This is a genomic window from Paenibacillus pseudetheri, assembly GCF_924513355.1.
Taxonomy (GTDB): Bacteria; Bacillota; Bacilli; order Paenibacillales; family Paenibacillaceae; genus Paenibacillus_AQ; species Paenibacillus_AQ pseudetheri.
In genome coordinates this window covers 1-22,673 of record NZ_CAKMAB010000066.1, presented here as the reverse complement: position 1 = coordinate 22,673, position 22,673 = coordinate 1, and the positions used below count along the sequence as shown (strand labels likewise).

Below are 22,673 nucleotides of genomic sequence, written 5' to 3'. Positions count from 1 at the left end.
ATGATAAGAAGCGTGCTGAGGGCAAACTGTTTAAAGTAGCTGTGATCGCTTGTGCAAATAAACTGATCCACTGGATTTATGCTATCTTAACCAAGAAAGAACCTTTCCGCTTGGACTGAATAGCAAGCCTTAGACATTGAGGAAACCCTCCCCAAATATTGTGGGACGGTTATTTGTTGTACCCTTTTTCCAGTATAACATCCTTCATTCCGTTCATTTATTATTAAATATTGACAGCCTATTAGCTGGTATACTTCAATGAAAAAAGCAGACTGCCAATGCAATCTGCTCATTTTCGCTATCGTTACCCATTAGATTTGAATGAAGTTTTAATAATGAATTGCCAGTTAGGAGGCAATTCATAGTCCCTAATGTGTTTGTACTCTAGAACGACTACCGTTCCGGTATTATCTATTCTAAACCTCATCGAGTCCATCCCTACATCCAAATGGGGTCCAACGTATGGGATTGTCTTTACATAGACATCAATATGCGAAGAGTGATATTCAACATCTAAATCAGTCCCACCCAAAAAAGGCGTAAACGTAGGTGATACAGTTAGTTTATCTTTATAGTATTTGTTAATCTGCTCCTGTATTTTTGGAGCTAATAAAGTAAGTACAAGACGTTGTAATGGTTCTTCGTCCGGCTGCGCGTATACAGGTTGTATAGTTACCCAAAAAATGATGATTGTTAGCAGTAATCCGATATAGCCTTTCACATTCATTCCAAATCACCTCATCAAAGTATCTTCCGCGAAGTGACTTGAGTTTATGCGTGCAATATAAGGAATTAGATGCCGCAGAGTCTTTCCCCCGGCTAAAGATGCGTTAAACAGCCCGTTTGTTTAATGCCCTCGTCAGTCTAGTATCTTATTTTCTTCTACAGCAGGGCGTGCCTATACTTCCATCGATCCGCTGTTTGAGCTTAGCCCACTCTCACTCGTACTTGTTAAAGTAGTCATAAATTCTGTTATTTTGATTACTCCCAACTTATAATTTTCATTTTTGAGGCTTTTGACAGCCCGACAGCATTAATAATTTTGTTTTTTAAATAGAATCTAATGCTTGGCTGTATAGATCAATATCCATTGCAGGGACAGTCCCCAGATTCTGAAGAAGTGAGAATAATTTTATAAAAAAGAAAACTAGAGTCTCATCCATTGAACTGATATCATATGTTCCTTTCGGCTGAAGGAGAAAACATCCGCTATCTAATACACAACCGATGTCAATGAGCTGCAGTTGTTTTAACGCTCCTACAGCTTCATTAAACGATTTCCCAAAAGGAGGAGTCCAATCAGAAGTGGTAGTTATTATACCTGATAGAATGTTGAAAAGGGGCCTAGCCGGGTAAGTCCCGCCAGCATGAATTATACGGACACTTGTACGTTCTAGTTTACGAACTGATTCAGCCTTATTAGCAGCATATTCAATATGCTGTTTGTTAAGGTTTTGTTTAACCTCAAAAACACCGTAAACATTCTCCGCAGGTATGTACTTAACTCCAGCATGACAAAAGACAAACGGAGAATATTGTTGATCGTATATTACGATATCAATTTGATCGCTGCATGTTCCTTTATGATCTACAACGAAGGCAGTATCCACACAATATCGATTCGGCAAATATGTGCTAAGAAACTCAATCCAGCTTAACTCAACGGCATCTCCCTTAGACGGAGCGTGTGTAATATGTTTTCGGAGGGAATTTAATTTCATAATCATTTCTTGCTGCATATCAAGAAACAATTCTCTCATATTAACCTTTTGTGTCATAATTTATCCTCCTACCAAATAATATCTCGCCAATATTTTTGTCCCCGGGACTCTTTAGCTTTTCTCTGAATCGCCTCTTTTTCATATTTATACAAGTCATCAGAAATCATATTATTCGTGTTAGCAGGGTCAAGGATTCTTTTATCTATAAAGTTATCATTGAGATATTCTAGAACAGACCAGAAGTTACTAGACGGAGAAGCTGTTTGTTTTCCTTTTAAAGCCTCTAAAACTGATAATTCAAGATAAATAGAAGGAAAATCTAAATTATGCAGCTTACGCCATATCTTCGTTAGAATGATTTCATTTATCCTTCCTGAGTTCTTTACTGTGTTAATGTGTGTAATAACATTGGTCTGAGTCCATGTGTCCCGTTTGCTAATGTAAAGACTATGATCATTTGTAAATCCTGCCCGCTTCTTCCCTGGTACCAGATCAACTTGCTTCTCTCCGATGCTTACACCAATAGATACATTTTGCTTCCTTACTTTATATCCAGCCTGCTCTATATGATAATATAGTGAATTGTAAATCTCCTTTAACGTATTATTAGTAATGGATTTCAGGGAGATGAATAAGTCAAGATCTGAAGAAAGGTTGACTGCAGTCCCTTTTGCCCTTGAACCAGAAAGATATATATCTTCGAGACATCCACCTGCCCATGTAGTTACGAGTTGCTTCAGGGGGATTATCAAGTTTGTTTGCGTGAATGTATCAATTGCACTAGGTAGTTTGTACTTGTTCACAACTTGCATTACATACTCGTCTCCCGACATATTTACCTCCAGTATAGATTAGAATTTCATCTTTACTTCTAAGGGGGAACTCACTCTAAGTTTCCATGCAAGCAACCCTTATCTTATCGGATACTCCATTTTCTTGAAGGTGTTTTATTGATCTCCCGTTATGGAATTCATGTAAGCCCTCTTCTTCACTCACGGATTATTATAATGATTGATCTTTAACTTCATTATCTCAGTAATCTCTCGCTTATCTCTTGCATTCAATTTCCGGAAATTTGAAATTAAATCAATCTCACTGTTATCTAATCGCGTCACAAACAGTTTTGTATGTTCTTTTTCAGTACCATCCAATAAAAGCCACTCCAAGTCCACTCCAAAATTGGTTTTTATAGCCAGAATTATTTCAAGTGATGGAGCATATTTATCTGTTTCCAATTCACTTAAAGTCCCTTGGGAAACGCCAATTATATTCGAAAACTCATTCTGATTTAGTTTGTTTATTTTGCGAATACTTTTTATTTTCCTCCTAAAGTCACAATTCTCACCTCACTATTTATAAAAAACAGCCCCGATATTGAAAAATATCTCATCGGGACTGTTGGCGTAGTAAGTTCTAATGACCATATTGGTCTTATATGCGGTTCACGACTTTTTTTACTAGTTCACAACTCTTTTTACTGGTTCACGACTTTTATTTCACCAGACAAGCCTTTCATTTATATGCCTTACTTTCAAAAAGAGCCACAAAGCGGAGAATACACATTTTTTTTGGAAACGCACAAAGAGCAATTGGCACCCCAGTTTGAGAATATTGACAAAGAAGCTAGAGAAGCAGCTTCCAGATATTTAAGTGAAGCTGGTGCTCATTTTATTTCCGAACGAGATGATCCAGCCAGGGCAGCGGAAGAGGCACAGGAGTTATTATTTCTTCTATTTTACAATAAGCTCATTTCAGTTATTAAAGTATTTTTGATCTAAAAATTTAAGAACCAAGCGATAATCTAACGGCAGTGACAAACTTCGGACCCGAGCATGTGCAGAAACGAACCGCTCTCTTCCGAACGTGTTTGACGAGGACATATTGAATATCTACATCGATTCGGTTGGATTCTTCCGTCAACCCTGTCCCAACAAGACGTTCTCCGCACTGTGGACAGGACTGTTGTTCGCTAGATATATGTACAACCACTCGCTGAGGAAGATCGGGGATGAAACGCCCATGTCCGGGATGGCCGGGTTTAGCGCCGCGCCGCTTATGGATCTTTATGTGTTTGCTACATGCGGTCGCAGATAGGGCAGTTTTATCCGAATCGATGGTGTCTGCATGTTTCTCGCTGGAACGGCCAAACCTGGCTTGGATTTGACCGTTGATAACACCTTGTAGACGCTCAACCTCCGTTTGGTACGCAGCGACTTCTTTCTCTTTATGTTCTAGAGCGAGTTGAAGTCTTTCCATCTCCTTTTACTGAAGGCAGATGAGATGCAGCAATTCTGCCGTCGGAGTAGAACTGTTGGCATGATACTGAACGGGGTGATATGAAGTTTTAGAGTAGGGTTTATGCTTCACTGGTTTCATAGATCCATTATGTCATATTTTCACATATGTAACCCGCTTTATTTTAAAGCGGGTTTACTGAATACAAAAATTCATATAAAAAATACAAAGTAGGACATTATTTTACTTTTTAATCTGTAGACATATATATCAAAATATACAATAATATGATATATAAGGTAAAAAAAGAAAGATGGCGAGGTGTTAATTTGAGGCTGAGGAAGTATCTCAATTGGGGCTTGTTAGTAATATTGATTTTGTTTCTGTCTGTTATTGTATTTCAAAATGAGGTTAAGAGAACAGTTCAAAGTGAACTTAATGGAGAGTTAACAATGAAGGAAGCCATTATACAAGGTCTATCTGCTGCGAAGAAATGGAATAAGAAAGCATCTTTAGTGTCAGTAACTAGTGTTGACGAAAAAAAGGGAGGCTCAAGAGGGGATACAGGTAGAAGATATAGTTGGACACTAACGTTCATGGTACCTAAAACTGACGAACATTTACTCGTGGGTTTATCAAATGGAGTTATTACTGAAACACGCCAATTAAAAGGACCGAAAAATATAGAGACATTTGATATAAAAGAAATAGTATATGATAGTCCTGCAATAGTAGAAGCTGCTAAACATAATTATCTTCTACAACCAGGAGAAGACTGGGCGACAGGGTATCATTTTACATATGGAATTGTTGATAGCGTTCCGATAATCACAGTATTTGGAATCGATAATAATAAATTATTTGCGAAGATCTCATTTAATGCGCTTAATGGTTTTGAAACTGAAGCATTACATAAAGTTCCTCATGGTGGTGGGTTAGTTCAATTAACTAAGGATGAGAATGATCCACGATATTTTTTTAAGAATGCTGACATAAAGGGAATATCATCAGGTAATGAACGGCTAGTAATGTTTGGAGATCGAGAACCTCGGGAATTCAATTCATTAGTTGATCCCTTTTTACTCGTAAGCAAAGATGACGGTAAGAGTTGGGCCTCTATTAAATTTAATGACGTAGTACTAAAGTCATGGTTTAACGAAAAAGATGAGTTATTTATAGCAACTTCAAATGAAATTTGGGCAGACGTAGCGGGGCATAGAGATATTAGTTTGTCTTTGAGTGATAAAATAGAAAATATAGATACCTCAGGAAACAATATTGCGGTCCTATCTAATGGTTATATACATTTAACAAATGATGGGAACGTATGGTCGAAAATTTCAGTTTCTAAAGAATTGAGATCTATTGAAGTTTCTAGTAGTGGCCAATTATTTGTATTCACAACAGAAAATGAAATATTTCAATATAAAGAATCAAGATGGATGAAGGTAAGTAAACCTCGAGGATTAGAGAGATTTTCAGCAGCAATTGAAGATAATAATTTATTATTTATAAGCAAAGAGACTAATTTATGGATCCTCAATCTAGAACTTAATAAGTGGAATGAAGTTCCTGTTCCTATAGATGATGAAGTCATCAACTTTTTTGAGACGGGAAATCAGATATTTTTAATATCAACTAGAGGCGGAGTTTATAAATTAATAGAAGGAGGTGATGGCGTTGGGGAATGGAAAGCTGAAAAAATATTCGAGATTCAAAACGAAATAATCAGAGATTTGGCGTTTAATCAAAAAGGATTGTACATTGCAACTAGTCCTGAATATATATGGGAAGTATTCAAGGGAGGATATTAAATGAAAAAATTGGCTAAAGCAAGTGTTTTAATAACTCTGATATTTTTAATTGTTGCTCCTACTTCATTTGCCGGATATTTTGATGCGCTTAATCAGGATGTAACTGCCTATACGGCAAGTCAACTAACTGCATCTGGAGCTTCTCGATACACCCATTCAGGCCAAGGTTATTAATATCTTTTCTATTTCATTTCCAAATAGTTCGGGTTGATTATCACTACAACTATCCTTCTGATGAACTTTATTAATTTGGTTTAATAGCGCTGCAGATCCTGGTATTTTATTTAGTTTTATTTGGAGCAAGTATTTGCACTTTATAGAAACGCTTCTATCCCCAGGAGTATTATGACGATTAGCATAATACTATGCCGAAATATCTGTTATAAATTCTGCTACAATAACCGCCACGTCGTCCATGAGCTTCTTTCTATTAAATACTCGCTGAGCTTCTCTATCTTTCTCAAGGTTCTTCTCGGCTTCCCTTTGTATCTTCCTTGTTTCTAAAGTGGTAATATAAACAGCTACTAAAGTACCTATCCCCCCAATAATTCCACCTAAAAAGCTACCCAAGAAACTTGCCCATTCACCATTTGAAATGACTGAGTGGGTCTGATTTCTAAAAACGATGTATTCCAAAATAAATGGAATGGTAATTGATATAAATAAAAAGACCATTAAAATTGCAATTATTTTCTTTTGCCTCTGCACAATACCATTCCCCCCTAACTATAAATGAAGCTGATCTGCGAATTTAGAAAACTAACAGGAATTGTCGCCCTTTAGCTTAACGACAGAAGGAGCAGTTGCCGCGGCGGCAAACTGCTCCTAGGGTCTCTGAACTAACGTTTCCCGTTAGCCATCCATGTCGCTCACGCGACACCACAGATTATGGAAGTAATTGCGTTCTTCCATGGGAGCTCAATAATTCATTTTACTAATTTGGCTACCTCAATCATATCCTTCTTGGACAATTGGCTACTATCCATCTCAATATAAGTACCCTCTTTTACCCATCGTAAAAATCCACCAGGCGTGTTACTTCCCCAAGGGGTAAACCGTGCTTCCACTCCGCTAAATCTAATAATTTCACCGCTGGAATTAAATTTAAAGTCTTCTTCAACAATTATCCTTGTACTTGTGTTATTACGGACATCAAGATCCATTGTTTCTTTTTTGATTTTATACCCAACAGCCTTGTGTTGTTCAATTCCTAAAATATAGTTTTCATCTTTATCAAAATAGTGTAATCTAACGCTTGGGATTGGCTTGTTAGTGTCTAACGGATAAGGATATTTAAGTTCTACTGTCCATTTGTTAGGCATATTTTCAGGAACGAGTAATGTGAAAGTCGCTTTCTGCTTGACTTTGTTTAGTATAGTGCAATCCAATTTGTGATATTTTGATGTGTGGGAAGGGCTTTCCTTTGCAAAAACCACAGAACTTGTTAAAAACATTACCGCAACAAACAACACATAAAAAATCCTTCTCATGTTATCCCACCTAAAGGTTGATTAGGTGTATTATTACCAAATCACTCCATACTATCCAACCTCATATAAACAGTGTCAAAACAATTTTATGCGATACTTATCAATACTAAACTATACTGCCCGTTAGCCACACATGCAGCGCAAGCGCTGCACCACAGATGATGAAAATGGGAAAATCAGTCTATACTGCTACTATGGCTGGCGAAGAAGGTCGATAAGCTATGGTGCCTTAGAGCCCATCCGTTAGTCTGACTCCAACGACCTCGGTGCATCACAGATTGTCGCTCCCTTTTCGGAAGCACTCATGGGAGATTAATCCTACTCTGGTTTTTGCACCAGCCTAGCCTTTATTGGTTGTGGAAGGAAGTTTGTTATTTTCGCTCTATCTAACTTTATTAAAGAACACATAAGGCTCAGCCTTTTTTTTGAAAAGTGTTATTCTGGGTCTTCTTTATTATGCTCTTTTTCAGGTTTTGAGCTGATTCTATTTTCATGGGAGCCACACATGCAGCGCAAGCGCTGCACCACAGATGATGAAAATGGGAAAATCAGTCTATACTGCTACTATGGCTAGCGAAGAAGGTCGATAAGCTATGGTGCCTTAGAGCCCCATCCGTTAGTCTGACTCCAACGACCCCGGTGCATCACAGATTGTCGCTCCCTTTTCGGAAGCACTCATGGGAGATTAATCCTACTCTGGTTTTTGCACCAGCCTAGCCTTTATTGGTTGTGGAAGGAAGTTTGTTATTTTCGCTCTATCTAACTTTATTAAAGAACACATAAGGCTCAGCCTTTTTTGGAAAAGTGTTATTCTGGGTCTTCTTTATTATGCTCTTTTTCAGGTTTTGAGCTGATTCTATTTTCATGGGAGCTTAATGAAGCTTCGTCAGTCTAATACTTTATTTGCTCAGTCTAACACTTTATTTTCCAGTCTATAACATTATTTTCTTCTGACACTTAATCTTTCCCCGGAAAACTTCAACCTTGCCAATGATTTACTGAAGCATCTTTTTCTTATGCATCGATGTTTGGTCGAACACCGTGCGCTAATTTGGATTGTGCCGCTAAATAGTAAAGTCCGAACGTATTGCCGTTTAGACTCTACAGGTAAATGTGGCTGTAATATGCTATTTCCTTACGAGCGACACATAACACTCCACATGTTTCGATTGCTTACTTAAGCTTCAATCTGGAGATTAAGTATCGCCGCTTCCATCTTATACTCCACCCTCTGCTTTATTCCCCAATCAGGTACAGATTCACTCCAGTGGCCTATGCTGCGCTCTTGCGATGCGTCCACCTTTGCAATTAGGATATAGTTGTCGAGATTAGGTCCATAGTCAATGTTTAGTCCTTAGGTAGGTATTAAAAAAGCCGCTCAAAAATATGAGCGACTTAGCAAGCTAAAAAGATTATAAACAGTAATCACAATCTATTTTGTTAAGATACAAACATTGTTGTTAAGATACTCACATTAATGTCTAATAACTAACTTTAATGTCATTCTACACTGTTTAAAGACAAAAGGTTTTAACAAATAAATATCATTTAATTGTATAAACATTCAACCGTGTATTTTTATTCACCATACCTTATAAAGGAACATATTTTCAACTTCCATGAGCCACTTTTCGCAGCTTTTGTGGTCGTATTCGCAGCTTTGGTGATCCACCACACATTTCCCATAAAACATTTATTGGCTCTACCGTTTACCCGCAGCGACTATACCCGCAATTGCCACAAGTCTTACAGCCCTCAATATTAATCAGCGAGGCGCTGCCGCAGGAGGGGCAAAGGTCACGGGAAGCCGTAGCGTGGTTATGCCCATGATGACGACCGTGTCCATCTTCCGTAGCTAACGGAACGCTCGATTTTATCTCCGCATTTAACGCTTCATTGAAATCCTCCAGTTCCAAAGTTGCTGCAATCGGAGCAGGTACATGATCATCATGAGCATTGTTCAGCACATGTGATTCCAGTGCCTTAGCTACAGCGTCAGCAATGGATTCAACACGGTTCGCGCCGAAGCCGATAGCTCCTGATCCGCCAATGCCTTTCAGATGTTTGATCAACAGCTCCACCTTCTCACCATGATCTCCGTAACGGAGGAACAAGGAGCAGACACGGCCTAATGCTTCTGCCATAGCAAAGACGTCAGAACCTGCTTTACCTACATTCAGGAAGATTTCAGCCGGTATCCCATCAAGATCATTGATTGTAATATATGCCATACCAAATGGTGTGTTGATTTTATAGGTAGCGCCGCGCAGAACCTGCGGACGTTTTTTGTATTGTTTATCCGCCTCTTTTGTAGTCACTTGAGACGCTGGACTTGCTGCTACAACACTTGTGCTTGCTTCTACAGTAGTTGTAGCTTCCTCTGCCGCAACCAGAGCGGCTTCTTTTTTGTCTTCCTTCTTCGTGGTTTCCAGAACTTGCACATCACGGCTACCATCACGATAGATCGTAACACCTTTGCAGCCCAGATCGAAGGCCATTTCATATAGCTCAGCCGTCTCTTCTACTGTGAAGTCAGATGGGCAGTTTGCAGTTTTGGAAATCGAGCTATCTACCCAGCGTTGAATCGCTGCTTGCGCACGGATATGATCCTTAGCTGACAAATCCATCGAGGTCACGAAGTAATCCGGCAGCTCTTCACCTGGATGAGCTTCAAGCCATTCTTGAGCGATTGGAACGAACTGCTCATCATAACCAAGACGACTTTGACGGAAATATTTGAAGGCGAAATAAGGCTCTATACCTGTTGAAGTGCCTACCATTGTACCTGTGCTACCTGTAGGTGCTTGTGTAATAACTGTAACGTTACGCATGCCATGTTTGCGAATCGCTTCGCCAACCTCTGGATACGCTTCGAGCATATTTTTCATAAAGCCGCTCATTAAATATTTCTCAGTATCAAAAGCTAAAAAGGATCCCTTCTCACCAGCAATCTCTGCGGATGCAAGGTACGCTTCACGAGCCATAAAGCCGTAAAGCTTGTCCAGAAACGCCAAAGATTCCGGGCTACCGTAACGAATGTTCAATTTGATCATCAGCTCAGCAAGACCCATCGTTCCGAGACCCACACGGCGTTCGTTTTTCTGATTCGCTTCATTTTCCGGGAAATGATAAGGGGTCTTATCAATGACATTGTCCAAGAAACGCACGGAATAACGCGTCGTAGTCGCGAGATCTTCCCAGTCTACATCGTGATTCTTCTCATCGTAAAACTTGGACAGGTTCACAGCGGACAAATTGCAGACCCCCCAGCCTGGCAGACCTTGCTCTCCACATGGGTTCGTACAAATGATCGGATTAAAATACCAGCTGTTGGACATCTGATTGTAGTATTCCATGAATACAACGCCTGGCTCCGCGGATTTCCAAGCGGATTCAATAATGGTGCGCCACACATCACGCGCTTTAACGGTGCGATAATGAATAACGTTTTTGCCCGCAGCCTTCCACTTGTCTAGATCGCCATCCCACACATCGTTGTACTCTGGATCTGTAGTATCCGGGAATACGAGATCCCAATCCAGATTTTCTTTTACAGCCTTCATAAAGCTATTGCTCACACATACTGAAAGGTTCGCATTCGTAACTTGACCCATCGTTTGCTTTACGGTGATGAAGTCCTCCACATCTGGATGCCAGTCATTAATCATGAGCATAAGTGCACCACGGCGGCTACCGCCTTGTTCAATTAGTCCAGTGGTATAGCTAAACAGACCACCCCAGGATACAGAACCACTGGAAGAACCATTAACACCTCTCACAATTGCCCGGCGTGGACGTAGAGAGGATAGGTTAATCCCTACACCGCCACCACGAGCCATAATTTCTGTCATTTCAGCCAACGTCTGCATAATGCCGCCACGGCTATCTTTTGGAGAAGGAATTACATAACAGTTGAACAGGGTTAGTTCTTCACTAGCACCTGCACCAGCAGCAATTCGTCCACCCGGTACGAGCTTCCAATCATCCAGAATCGAACGGAATTTACCCGCCCATTCTTCTTGAAGCTCAGGCGTCTTCTCGACAGAAGCCATAGCTGTAGACAGACGATCCCACATTTCCTCTGGTGTTTTTTCTATATTAAGCGTCAGCTTTTCGACATCTGATTTCACAAGTTCGCCGCTGCGCGTCTTCACGGTTACGATTCTGCCGTTACGTTCTACGATCTCTCCGACTTCCTTCGTGGGAAACTTCGGATCATCCTTTGTTAGAACGAGTACAACATCGCCCACTTTAGCATTATTGCTGTCGGCATCCTTCCATGCATAACGATCCAAAAATATTTTTTCACTTAGCCCTTCAAGGCGTTGCTTACGTTCCACTTTACCCAATAGAAAAACCTCCCGCAATGTAGTAAATATTAGTTCCAGTTCAGGTGTGGGCGTACATTTTGTGACCCACAACAAAAACTTCCTTACACTTATCTTCCGTCTTACGGGTGTATGTAGGAAGTTCATCTTGTCAATAACAAATAGCAGCTACGCACTTTAAAAAAATCACATTTTCATGCTTTTGTCACAATATATTGTGTGCGTCAGCTTTTAAACTATACCACATATTGTATCGAAGGTCTTTTTCGAAAATAGAGTCAAGCAGCCGAAATATCGCAAACCTTGCCGCGTTTTCTCGCTTTTACTCTCTTTTTTAAAGGCTATCAAGAAAAATAGAAGGTTATGAATTCTCTTGTTTAAGAGCATACTACTTCTACGAATGATGATATAAATTAGCATCTGAGGAGGCTGTACCATGACGCAATTATTCCGTAATTCTCTACCTCACAAAGGTGGAAAGTCAGCGCCTATACTGCCTGTTCCTCTTTCTTTTGACCGGAATTGGCTGCAGGATCTAGAACTCAAACTAGATAAAGGTGGTCCGTGGGGAGACTACCGTCTGTCCAAGCTTGCTGTGCAAGGTGAACAAACGGGTCTAGTAACCAGCTTCGATGAGCTGCAATGCATGAAGCATTTATCCGGATTATCCCCGCTTCCTCATCAGCTCGATACCGCACATAAGGTTTTGTTTGAGATGTCGGGCCGCGCGATTCTTGCAGACGAGGTTGGACTAGGAAAGACGATTGAAGCAGGACTTGTACTCAAGGAATATCTTGTTCGCGGTCTAGTCTCTAAAGTGCTTATTCTGGTACCCGCTTCCCTCGTATTGCAGTGGGTCCGCGAGCTGAATGCCAAGTTTGGCATCTCTGCTGTTGCACAGAAAAAAGCATATTCCTGGGGGAATGCGATTGTCGTCGCATCTATGGACACCGCGAAACGCGATCCTCATAAAGAAATGCTGCTGGAAAATGAATATGACATGTTGATTATTGATGAAGCCCATAAGCTAAAGAATAAGAAATCGACCAATTATCTATTTGTACAGCAATTACGCAAAAAATATTGCCTGCTCCTAACCGCTACTCCCGTTCAGAATGATCTGGGCGAGCTATTTAATTTGATCACCTTACTGAAACCGGGGCAATTAGGAAATCAGGGTGATTTTGCTTCGAATTTCGTCGTTGATAAACGCCAGCCTAAGAATGAAGGTCAGCTAAGAGACGAGCTATCGAAGGTGATGATCCGCAATCGGCGTGGCGAAGGTCCAGTTAATTTTACGAAACGAAAAGTCCGTAATATTCCGCTAGTTCTTTCACAGGAAGAGAGAGTATTATATGACGCTGTCACTTCTTTTGTTAAAGATCAGTATCAGGAATCAGGCGGCAATCTTAGCAGCATGCTTTCCTTGGTAACGCTTCAGCGTGAGGTGTGCAGCAGTAGGGATGCCGTCTTCATCACTTTAGTTAATCTGATCAAGAAGCTGCCTGCTGATTCGCCGAAACGCGATCGAATGATGGAGCTATTGCAGACACTTCGTACGGTTAAGACCAATACCAAAGCCGAAACAACACTATCTCTCATTCAAGAAATGAATGAAAAGGTCATCGTTTTTACGGAGTATCGCGCGACTCAAGAATATTTGCTTCAGTATTTCCGCGAACATGGGCTAATGTGTGTTTCTTATTCCGGCGGGATGAATCGTGGTAAAAAGGACTGGATGATGGACCTCTTCCGTGGTCGTGCTCAAGTCATGATCGCTACTGAGGCAGGTGGTGAAGGCATTAACCTGCAGTTCTGTCATCATATGATCAACTTCGATTTGCCTTGGAATCCCATGAGAGTAGAACAGCGGATTGGGCGGGTGCACCGGTTAGGTCAGGAAAATGACGTGGTTATCTATAATTTGTCCACGCAGGGCACGATTGAAGAACATATTCTGCATCTGCTACACGAGAAGATAAATATGTTCGAAATGGTCATTGGCGGGCTGGATGTTATTCTGGAGCGTTTTGAGAAGAAAGAATCGCTTGAGAAAAGTTTATACAAAATCATGCTTGAATCCCGCTCCGATGAAGAGCTGCGACATGAGCTAGATCATATCGGTGAATCCCTAAGTGAGTTGACTCAGGGTATTAAAAAGGAAAGTGAGACTGCGACATGACCCTCAACTCACAGGAAGTACGTAAACATGTAATGGACTATCTGGAGGCGACAGAATGCTCCATTATTGAAGTATCGCCCATTCACGTAACTGTAAAGCTATCGCCAAGAGCTGACAGAATGCTTACAGATCGACCTTATTATTGGGGATTCGTGGAGCGTACTGGTGTTGATCCGGAGACACTCTCTTTCACTTTTGTATTTGATCCGGAAAAATACGATAGCCAGGCAGCTATAGAAGTTCCGCCAACGGTAAATCGTAGCACCCGGGCATTAAACCCGCCAATTACCGGAAACCCAGCGATGGGCGCCACAACAGATGCTGAGGCTAGCGCAGATCTATTGAATCCAACATCACCTGAATCTAATGTGGTTCATGTCCCCTCCTCAAATCCAGAAGATAGCATCCTAGCCCGCTACTTCGGTATTGTACCTGCATTGCCCCGAATTGGGCCCGGTATGATAAGACGTGAAGATATCATCTATGGTAGCAAGCGCCTGCAGCAAATTTGGAGTGCGGCCCAAGATGAAGGGAAATGCCTTTACTTATTTGAAGATCCCGGTAGCAGACAGCGGAATACTCTCTTCTCTGCAGCCTATGAACCATGGCTCGGCGTCTGCTATAAAGTGGAGATGAGCTGCGATTTGAAACGGGAAGAACTGCACTATCTTGGAATATCGCTGACAAAAGGGACCATCATTGATGACTTTAACGCTAAGATAGCCTCGCGGGAGATGATCCCCCGTTTACCAGAAAACGTCCATATTCAGCCTTATGAATTAACAGTGACAGCCGCTACAGATTTATTAGAGGCTCATCTTACCTCTCATCTAGCCGAACTCGATTACACTTGGGCAGAACAGGCACGTGAGCGTCTTAGGATCGAGCTGGCTATCATTGATATTTATTACGGAGAGCTGCTGAAAGAGCCGGATGAAGAAAAACGTTTAGGCACTCAAGAGCAGTATAACCGTCGTCGACAGGAGACCATTTGGCAATACGAGCCGCAAATTGCAGTTTCTGCGATAACCTACGGACTGTTTCATCTGCGAAGTCTATAGAATGCGACCCTACTCGCTAAAAGCAGGCAAAAAAACAAGAGAACTTTTGCCTTAAGGCGCGACAGCAAGCAACAGCCTTTTTGTAGCCTGTCCACTACAATAGAGTAAAGCTTAACTTTCCTGACATTTCTTAACAAAGAAAGGTGATCGACGCCATGAAAATAAGTTTGCGGCGGAGGCTGAAACTTGCGGGTCAAGGATGCCTCCTCCTGCTTCTAAGCTTTGGACTGTTTGTGTCCAGTTCTGGTTCCCCTTCAGCGCTGGCGCTGGCTAGAGTAAGTGTAATCCAGTCAGTCACGCAGGATGCAATTCCTGTATTGAAGATGAGTACCTTACCTTCACCCAGTACGGTCCAAGAATTCGCTAAGGCTACATTGAACAAGCTCGCTGCAGAAGCCCCATTTACAGCCTGGAAGGATGCAAAGATAGAATATTATCCCCTTGGTCCAGGTACTCATGGCTGGCTTGTAAATGTAATGAAAGGCGAAGAGCGGATCGGATACATGATCATTTCCGCCACCGATACAGGCGGATATATGCTAAGTGAATATGGAGCCGGCACTTACGGACTCCCATACAGTTTAAATGATCTGCGCCAGTTTTTGGTGCAGAAAGGTCTCATTACATCATCTTTTTCAGGAACAATAAACCTTACTGCTTTATATGCACCACTTCTACCGGTCTGGAAAATAACCATTGACGAAAAGACGGTTTACATCAATGCTTCCGTACCGCAAATTTTACCTTGGACACTTAGCAAAGCGGAAGAAGTCCTTAAAGAGCAGCCTCCAGCATCAGATGTAATTACTAATCTTAATCCTGACGTATCACCGCTATCGGCCTTCAATAGTGGAGGGTCCGATGATCCTTACGAAGATATCCTATGGCTGACTGCTCCTAAACTAACTACAGTGAGCGGCGACAATATCGCACTTCTGATTAGACCTAAGGAAAGCATTGCTTATCAAGCTGCTGGGCGAAACGACCTTGTCGGGGCACCATTTATGATTACAGGCTACCAGAGCTGGCAGTCTTCTCAAGGTCAAGCTGAGAACAATAAAACTACCGTATACGCGGCCTCAGGCCCTGAAGGAAAACGATACTTACCACTCACTGCACTACAAAATAATGGAACACTGCATAAGCTGCCAGACAAAACGACCAAAGCACTCGGATATAATCGTTAACAAAAACGCAAATAACCTTCCACTGCCACCCATGAATAATGGCACTGGAAGGTTATTTGCTATTTAACCTTTATTCTTTTTTATCATGACTCCACTTGCTTCGCCAGATAGACCACCCAAGCGGGAGCATGCCAAACCATTTCTGTGACCACGGCTGCTTCGTAGCTGCTCTACGAGCATGAATGGCACGCGGATCCTCGATATATACGACTACCTTCTCCGTTATATACTTTACAAGCTCATCGCCACCGGAAGCCATTTTAACCTCCTTAAATGTGAGTGAATTCAGATTATCAGCATCCGTTCCATGGTCTTAGTGTGCACCACTCCACTTGGATCTAAACTACAGACTTCTGATTTGTCGAATAGGTTTACCTATTAAAGCACAATCTAACAAAGAATCCAGAAGACGTTATTCACTTGCAAGGAGGCGTTTCACTTGAACAACTGGAGAAAACAACACTTTCCCAGATCAGCAGCTGCTCTATGTGGCTTTCGAATCACTCTAACTACCCTAGGACTACTAATATTGTTTATGGGCAGCTCCTTAGCCTCTGCGACACCAGAGAAACCCGTGATGAAGGATGACCGTCAGCATTTATTAGGTCACGGACACCGTATGATCCTAATTGATGCGGGACACGGAGGCATCGACGGTGGAACTTCCTACGGTAATATTCTTGAAAAAGATATCACGTTAGATATCTCACGTCGATTATTTCTACTTCTGGGTAGCGATGGTTTTGACGTTGCTTTAAATCGCAATGGAGATTATGCCCCAAGTGATGAGAACCGCTGGCTACGTAGTAAATCTCGGCATCTGCGAGATCTTGCACAGCGTAAAGGGCTTGCTGAGACATTACCTGCTACTGTAGTGATAAGCATCCATATTAACTGGGCACCTTCCCCTACCAAACATGGTCCACTTGTATTGTACCGTCAAGAGGGCCGTAGCTTTATCCTTGCTAAGACCATTCAGCATCAGCTAAACAATCTTTACGATGTCGAGGCTCATCCAAGACCAGGCAAACCTTTTTATTTACTCAACAAAATTACCGCTACAACTGTTATCGTTGAAGCGGGTTTTGTAAGCAGTCCGACTGACCGCGCAAAGTTATGCACCCCTAAAGGGCAGCAACAAATCGCTGAAGCCATCGCTGACGGTATTGTAGCTTATCTTATGGAAGTTTAAGTTGGGAGCTCCATTTCATCTCCTTTTTAACCAGATCGGAAATCCCTATAAACTCAACATTGTCGTTCATCTGTTCAATACCGCTGCGGATTCCTGCGGCGGTCTCTTTCCCAAATACACCAACATGACCAATCGTTACACAAAATCGTTGATCCTTCGCCAAGTTTTTGACGAGACCCATTTGTTTCAGAACATGACTTGCTGTATGTGTGTCATCTAAAAAGATATGGTTCTCTACGCGTGGCAACCCCATACGATAAGCCATATTGCCAGCAACGGAACGGTAGTTAGTCTTGCTGTCTACAAAAAATAATCCTCGTTCTTTGCATACAGATAAGATCACTGCCATAATCCGCTCATCCCCGGTAATTTTCGAGCCCATATGATTATTTATCCCGATCGCATAAGGAACATTATCGAGTGCTGCCTCAACCTTTTGTCGCACTTCCTCATCGGACATTTTGGCCAATATGGCTCCTGGTCCAAGCCATTTAGGATTACCTTGGCGCGGCTCCATCGGTAAATGAACCAGAACATCATCTCCGCGTTCATGGGCGCGGGTGGCATCCTTTACGGATGTAGGTAAAAAAGGCATGACGGCTACAGTAAGCTTTATCGGTAACGAGAACATTTCATCTGTCCCCTTCATGCCATTGCCGAAATCGTCAATAATGATAGCGACCTTATCACGTTTTGGTGCATTCTCTTCGAGCTGCGTATTTGTAACGTTGTCTTCAAACGTGGCAGCAGAAACAGCCGGCGTCGCCGGAACAATTGTGGTAATCATTACTGCAGCAACAGCAATCCAATTCAGTAAGTAACGTTTAACCTTTCGACTGTCCTTCATCAAGAGGAACGCCTCCTTCGTCTTAAACAATTGTTTTCATTGTTTGGTTCACGAAGGTTAAATATGTACGAGGAGAGTTCGTAATAATTTACAAATCGAGCTGTTGCTAATTCCCGCGCTTGTCTGTGGCAAGGATTGCTTCCAGCACATCCACAGATTGAACTTCAAATGGCATATTCTTCATTGGGCTATCCTGCGAGCAGCTAGCTTCTGCCACCACCATTAATTTATCGATCTCGCTACTGGTAATCCCAAGCTCCTTAAGTGTAACGGGAAGGCCCACTTTTTTGCAGAAAGCAATGACCTGAGCAATTTCATCTTCCGAAGCCTTCTCCAAGACCAACTGCACGATCGTAGCAAAAGCAACCTTCTCACCATGTAGCACATTTCTGCATCCCTCATGCAGGGTCAGTCCGTTATGAATAGCATGGGCTGCAGCAAGCCCACCGCTCTCAAACCCAATGCCGCTCAAGTAAATATTAGCTTCAACAATATGTTCCACTGCAGAAGAGGTGACCCCCTGTTTGACATCTAGGAGTGCTGATTCACCTTCAGCAAGAAGTGTGTCGAGACAAGCTCGGGCTAAGGAGAACGCTGCGATTGTGCTAGTCCCACCTGCATGGGTAACCGCCCCTGATTGACGGCAAGCTCTTGCTTCGTAATAAGTAGATAAAGCATCACCCATTCCAGCCACCAACAATCTTGCAGGAGCTTTAGCAATGATATCGATATCTGCGATGACCATGTCGGGGTTTCTTTTTAAGGGAAGATAGCAATCAAAGTCACCCTCATCCGTATACAACACTGATAAAGCGCTGCAAGGTGCATCCGTCGAAGCCACTGTGGGTACAATAACTACCGGGAGATCCGCCATGTAACTTGCTGCTTTTGCTGTATCTAGCGTCTTGCCGCCACCGATTCCTAAGACGACTTCAACGTCCTTCAGACCAAGTTCCAACACTATCTCATCCACCTGATTACGGCTGCACTCCCCCTTGAATTCGCGCATAATAAGTGGAATATTGTTCCTTTCAAAGCTGTGAAAGATATCCTTCTTGTACTTGGAAAAAATATAAGGATCTATAATCGCAAAAACTCTTTTTGCTCCTAGCTGCAAACAATAATCTCCCAGCTTTTGAAGCTCGCCATGCCCCTGAATATATTTAGTCGGTGAACAGATGATCTGCGTCATAGTTTCACTCCTCTTTTTGAGTATTCTTTTATTCTAAGGAGTGTTGCTTCAGACTGGCTATAAAAAAAGATGCTATAGGCTTTTGTCTTCAATAAATCCCCCGTTCACACGAATCGTCTGGCCTGTAACCCGTTTCCACTGCTTGTTGCATCAACCCTCTTACGAGATCCATTTCAAAAAAAATCTGCAGCCCGCATTTCATCCAGTGGGTTCTCTGCCCCATCCGGAGAAATATGATAATAGGTATTCACTAATGAAAAATCTAACTCATGCGAATTCTAGGTTAATCCCCTCTGCAATATGAATATCTTGGTTTTTAATAATGGAATCTTCTTCTGATTTCGCTTATAAATTTCCGGTCAGAAAAAATTATCATCCCAATAATGGTTAGGAGTGAGTATACGATAGAGAAAACACTGGTCCAAATGACATGAGACAAATTAAATACAAACAGAAGCATAGGACATAAATTAATAAAGAACATCGCTAAAATATAGCCTATATCATGACGCCATAATGATTTTTGGACAATTGCGAGCATAGTCATAATAAATGTTGCTGCCACTCCAAACAGTGGAATTGCATAGTTGGTAGACCATCCCCTAAAACCAACAAATATATCGATGACCAAAAGGAAAATGGACAACATGACATAGTGATATAAAATTTTCCTGCCAATATGTTTATTAGATAAAATGGTATCTTTAACAACGATCCACGCATAGATAAGACCTGTACTTACGATAATTGACCATATTCTCGGATTGATATGATAGGTCAACGCATTAATTGTAATCGAAAGCACGATCGCAGATATAGCCAAAAAGAGGAACAATTTAGCTACCGTAAATGATTTGGTTTCCTGATAGACCTCTTTATAGGACGGGTATTCTGTCGTGCTCTCTCCCCTGATCTTAAGTGGCTTGGAGCATAGTGGACAACGATTATGTTGATTATCAACCGTCACGTTGCAACGAATACATTTGGTCATTCGCTAATCCCCCAATCGTTTGAGTAGATTTTAACTTCAAGTCCAGCCTCACCCGCTAAGGTCGAAAAGAAATATTGCAATATATCGGACTCCACTATATTTCTGGTAAACGTGATCACCAGCTTATCATTGACTGAACTGATCCCACAGTTCATAGGGCTTTTATTAGATGGATAGACTAATGCCTCGATTAGCTCTACGTGCTTGTACATTTGCTGTGGCAACGTAATATTGCCGATATTGGACAAGGTCAGTGTTCTTTTACTTTCCCCAAGCATATGAAACCCTAAATTCACGAACCAGTTCTTCAAAAATAACGGAACAAATAGCGTAGCTTTGTTCCGTTCAAGCGCCACATTATTGTAAATGATATTTTGCAAATTTTCTTTTCCCGTTTTATACTTCAGCATCTCATTCATTCTAAAAATTAATTCATCCAGTGTGGTATCTTCCGTAATTCGCGCGCCAAGATTAACTACACCAAAGAAGTTACGAAGAGTACGTGAAGGGAATGCTTTGCGCAAATTGACAGGTACTGCGATAACCACGGGAGCGTTACTTTTGCTATATTTGATTCTTGTTTGATAAATAGAATAACTCAGTAATGCTGATAAATAAGCAGTGATCGTACTTCCTTTTTGCTTAGCGAGGGCATTCAATTGGGAGGCACTTACAACCCCGTGTACCACGTTATTTCCGAACTGTTCGAAAGCTGTACCTTTAATGTGGTACGCTCGGCTGTTTCTAACCGATTCAACATAACAATCCTTGTAGTATCTGCGAAAAGCATCCTCCATATCATGGATATCCACGCCTGAATCAGCGAGTAAAATCCGGTCCTCAGTATCAATTTCATGTCCCATATACATTAGATAATAGTACAGCAGTGATTTTAAAAACTCGACGGCCCCATTACCATCCGTGAGCGCATGGAACACTTCAACAGAGACTCTATTGTTGTAGTATAAAACCTTAAATAAATATCCATTATTTGTAGTTGGATCAATGTTGCGACAAGGATACTGCTGATCCTCAGCGATCACAATTTTATCCGTGCTAGACTCTAAATAATTCCAAAACACACCCCTGCGAAGCTTCACAGTGAACATCGGAAATCTGTCGAACACCGTATCGGCGGCTTGCTGTAACGCATCCACATCTACAGGATTTGTCAGAACCGCTGAGATACGATAAACAGAAGTGTTTTTTGTATTTGTAACGGATGGAAATAGTTTTGCTGCGTTATCAAGTTTGTACCACTTTTTCACTTCAAAACTCCTCTTTTATTCTGCTGTTGACTGGTTGATACTCCACTTTTGCATTGTCTTCCTCAAACAAACATAGCTTACCACGACACAGATTATCTCTGCCACTACAAAGGAAAGCCATAAGCCGATGTTACCAAACATTAAAGGAAGGATAAAGAAATTCCCCATCAACAAGACATACCGTAAAATCGCCAAAATCGCGGATGTTCTAGGATTGTTAGTGGCTGTGTACAAAGTGTTAATTATAATATTGGCCCCTACAAAGATAAAATTAAAGCTATAAAATGTGATGATCTCACTTGATGTAGTCATGACCTGAAGATTGTCTTTTACAAAAAGAGAAATTAAGGGAGATTTAAAAATAATCAATATCGCTGTACAAACCACACCAACTAATGTGACTATTTTAATCGCCATGGTAATCAATTCATTTATACGGCTATATTCCTTCGCTCCGTAATTCACGCTGCTAATGGCTCCTAACCCTCTCGACATGCCCATGATAACTGCATTAACTACAAGTGAGATATACTGAACTACCGCAAATGAAGATACCCCTATTTCACCAAATTTAGAGATCAAAATCCAGTTGAAGATCATAGAAGAAAAACCCGCACTGAATTGCGTAATCGCTTCCGAGGAACCGTTATAGATCATCCTTCCGATTGCTTTAAAATCCATTTTCCATCTACCCACTCTTAAAATGCTATCCTTTGAGATAAAATTCGAGAAAAATAATATAAAAACAATCGTTGCACTGATCCCAGATGCCAAAGCAGCACCGGCAATCCCCATATCGAAAACGCAGATAAAAATCAAATCCAAGATGATATTCAAAACTACACTCAGTAAATTACCAATCATATAAAGCTGAGGTTTCCCCATAGATTGCAATGAAATACCAAGTAAAATATTTAAAATTACAGGCACGAAAAATACACCAAAAGTCCGTATGTAATCAACAACCATAGGAAAAAGCACTGAATTTGCTCCAACTATTCTAGCCAGTGATAAAAGACAATAAAAAAGCACGCGGCGATATAGTGATATGCTCCCATCATAGTAGACAGTAGAAAAAACAAAAATTTCTACTGCTACAATGATGGGAGTTTTTCTAATGTCTAAAAGAAGTCCAGCCTCTTTAAAAGTAAAATTACATGTCGTA

General features: G+C 41.3%; 21 protein-coding genes. 7 read left to right on the top strand and 14 right to left on the bottom strand.

Annotated features, from left to right (window positions below):
• Window positions 1-304: 304 nt before the first annotated feature.
• The 4 genes from L1028_RS30020 to L1028_RS30005 all read right to left on the bottom strand — a co-directional run bounded on the left by L1028_RS30020 (window position 305) and on the right by L1028_RS30005 (window position 3,031).
• Entirely contained in the window at window positions 305-727 is a 423-nt protein-coding gene (locus L1028_RS30020; RefSeq protein ID WP_234541804.1) for a DUF3888 domain-containing protein, read from the bottom strand.
• A 322-nt stretch (window positions 728-1,049) separates the two neighbouring features.
• On the bottom strand, window positions 1,050-1,778 hold the full coding sequence (locus L1028_RS30015) for a DUF6602 domain-containing protein (RefSeq protein WP_234541803.1): 729 nt from the start codon (window positions 1,776-1,778) through the stop codon (window positions 1,050-1,052).
• A gap of 11 nt (window positions 1,779-1,789) precedes the next feature.
• Window positions 1,790-2,533 carry a nucleotidyltransferase domain-containing protein gene (locus L1028_RS30010; RefSeq protein ID WP_234541802.1) on the bottom strand — a complete coding sequence of 248 codons (744 nt, stop codon included), beginning with the start codon at window positions 2,531-2,533 and terminating at the stop codon, window positions 1,790-1,792.
• Between the two features lie 180 nt (window positions 2,534-2,713).
• The gene (locus tag L1028_RS30005) at window positions 2,714-3,031 is read right to left on the bottom strand and encodes a helix-turn-helix domain-containing protein (protein ID WP_279306936.1); all 318 of its coding nucleotides are present in this window, start codon (window positions 3,029-3,031) and stop codon (window positions 2,714-2,716) included.
• A gap of 258 nt (window positions 3,032-3,289) precedes the next feature.
• On the opposite strand from L1028_RS30005, the gene L1028_RS30000 reads away from it, so the two are divergent.
• Entirely contained in the window at window positions 3,290-3,499 is a 210-nt protein-coding gene (locus tag L1028_RS30000) for a hypothetical protein (RefSeq protein ID WP_234541800.1), read from the top strand.
• A gap of 4 nt (window positions 3,500-3,503) precedes the next feature.
• On the opposite strand, the gene L1028_RS29995 is transcribed toward L1028_RS30000, so the two are convergent.
• A complete protein-coding gene (locus L1028_RS29995) occupies window positions 3,504-3,977 on the bottom strand; it encodes a hypothetical protein (protein WP_234541799.1) in 474 nt (157 codons plus the stop codon).
• A 431-nt stretch (window positions 3,978-4,408) separates the two neighbouring features.
• On the opposite strand from L1028_RS29995, the gene L1028_RS29990 reads away from it, so the two are divergent.
• Both L1028_RS29990 and L1028_RS29985 read left to right on the top strand, forming a co-directional pair.
• Window positions 4,409-5,770 carry a hypothetical protein gene (locus L1028_RS29990; RefSeq protein ID WP_234541798.1) on the top strand — a complete coding sequence of 454 codons (1,362 nt, stop codon included), beginning with the start codon at window positions 4,409-4,411 and terminating at the stop codon, window positions 5,768-5,770.
• Complete coding sequence (locus tag L1028_RS29985) at window positions 5,771-5,944, top strand: hypothetical protein (RefSeq protein ID WP_234541797.1); 174 nt, start codon at window positions 5,771-5,773, stop codon at window positions 5,942-5,944.
• Window positions 5,945-6,133: 189 nt separating this feature from the next.
• Here L1028_RS29985 and L1028_RS29980 read toward each other — a convergent pair whose 3' ends face one another.
• From L1028_RS29980 to L1028_RS29970, 3 genes are all read right to left on the bottom strand, one after another.
• Window positions 6,134-6,478, bottom strand: coding sequence for a hypothetical protein (locus L1028_RS29980; protein ID WP_234541796.1), 345 nt, complete (start codon window positions 6,476-6,478; stop codon window positions 6,134-6,136).
• 218 nt (window positions 6,479-6,696) lie between these two features.
• A complete protein-coding gene (locus L1028_RS29975; protein ID WP_234541795.1) occupies window positions 6,697-7,260 on the bottom strand; it encodes a hypothetical protein in 564 nt (187 codons plus the stop codon).
• A gap of 1,709 nt (window positions 7,261-8,969) precedes the next feature.
• Entirely contained in the window at window positions 8,970-11,609 is a 2,640-nt protein-coding gene (locus L1028_RS29970; RefSeq protein WP_234541794.1) for an adenosylcobalamin-dependent ribonucleoside-diphosphate reductase, read from the bottom strand.
• 415 nt (window positions 11,610-12,024) lie between these two features.
• Here L1028_RS29970 and L1028_RS29965 point away from each other — a divergent pair, with 415 nt between their 5' ends.
• From L1028_RS29965 to L1028_RS29955, 3 genes are all read left to right on the top strand, one after another.
• A complete protein-coding gene (locus L1028_RS29965; protein WP_234541793.1) occupies window positions 12,025-13,770 on the top strand; it encodes a DEAD/DEAH box helicase in 1,746 nt (581 codons plus the stop codon).
• On the top strand, window positions 13,767-14,831 hold the full coding sequence (locus L1028_RS29960) for a YqhG family protein (RefSeq protein WP_234541792.1): 1,065 nt from the start codon (window positions 13,767-13,769) through the stop codon (window positions 14,829-14,831). Before L1028_RS29965 ends, L1028_RS29960 begins: the two co-directional genes overlap by 4 nt.
• Window positions 14,832-14,986: 155 nt before the next feature.
• Complete coding sequence (locus tag L1028_RS29955) at window positions 14,987-16,018, top strand: hypothetical protein (protein ID WP_234541791.1); 1,032 nt, start codon at window positions 14,987-14,989, stop codon at window positions 16,016-16,018.
• A 70-nt stretch (window positions 16,019-16,088) separates the two neighbouring features.
• Here the strand turns inward: L1028_RS29955 and L1028_RS29950 are convergent, their stop codons facing one another.
• Window positions 16,089-16,277 (bottom strand): YqzE family protein, encoded by a 189-nt coding sequence (locus L1028_RS29950; RefSeq protein ID WP_234541790.1) that lies wholly within the window; start codon window positions 16,275-16,277, stop codon window positions 16,089-16,091.
• Window positions 16,278-16,457: 180 nt separating this feature from the next.
• Between L1028_RS29950 and L1028_RS29945 the strand changes: the two genes are divergently transcribed.
• The gene (locus L1028_RS29945) at window positions 16,458-17,210 is read left to right on the top strand and encodes an N-acetylmuramoyl-L-alanine amidase (RefSeq protein WP_234541787.1); all 753 of its coding nucleotides are present in this window, start codon (window positions 16,458-16,460) and stop codon (window positions 17,208-17,210) included.
• Here the strand turns inward: L1028_RS29945 and L1028_RS29940 are convergent.
• From L1028_RS29940 to L1028_RS29920, 5 genes are all read right to left on the bottom strand, one after another.
• Window positions 17,197-18,057 (bottom strand): divergent polysaccharide deacetylase family protein, encoded by an 861-nt coding sequence (locus tag L1028_RS29940; RefSeq protein ID WP_234541785.1) that lies wholly within the window; start codon window positions 18,055-18,057, stop codon window positions 17,197-17,199. The genes L1028_RS29945 and L1028_RS29940 overlap by 14 nt on opposite strands.
• Before the next feature lie 106 nt (window positions 18,058-18,163).
• Window positions 18,164-19,249: a glycerol dehydrogenase gene (locus L1028_RS29935; RefSeq protein ID WP_234541784.1), complete on the bottom strand. Its 1,086-nt coding sequence runs from the start codon at window positions 19,247-19,249 to the stop codon at window positions 18,164-18,166.
• 316 nt (window positions 19,250-19,565) lie between these two features.
• Entirely contained in the window at window positions 19,566-20,240 is a 675-nt protein-coding gene (locus L1028_RS29930) for a DUF6320 domain-containing protein (RefSeq protein WP_234541783.1), read from the bottom strand.
• Window positions 20,237-21,508 carry an alcohol acetyltransferase gene (locus L1028_RS29925; RefSeq protein ID WP_234541782.1) on the bottom strand — a complete coding sequence of 424 codons (1,272 nt, stop codon included), beginning with the start codon at window positions 21,506-21,508 and terminating at the stop codon, window positions 20,237-20,239. Before L1028_RS29925 ends, L1028_RS29930 begins: the two co-directional genes overlap by 4 nt.
• 15 nt (window positions 21,509-21,523) lie before the next feature.
• On the bottom strand, window positions 21,524-22,673 hold a 1,150-nt coding region (locus L1028_RS29920), incomplete at its 5' end, for an MATE family efflux transporter (protein WP_234541781.1).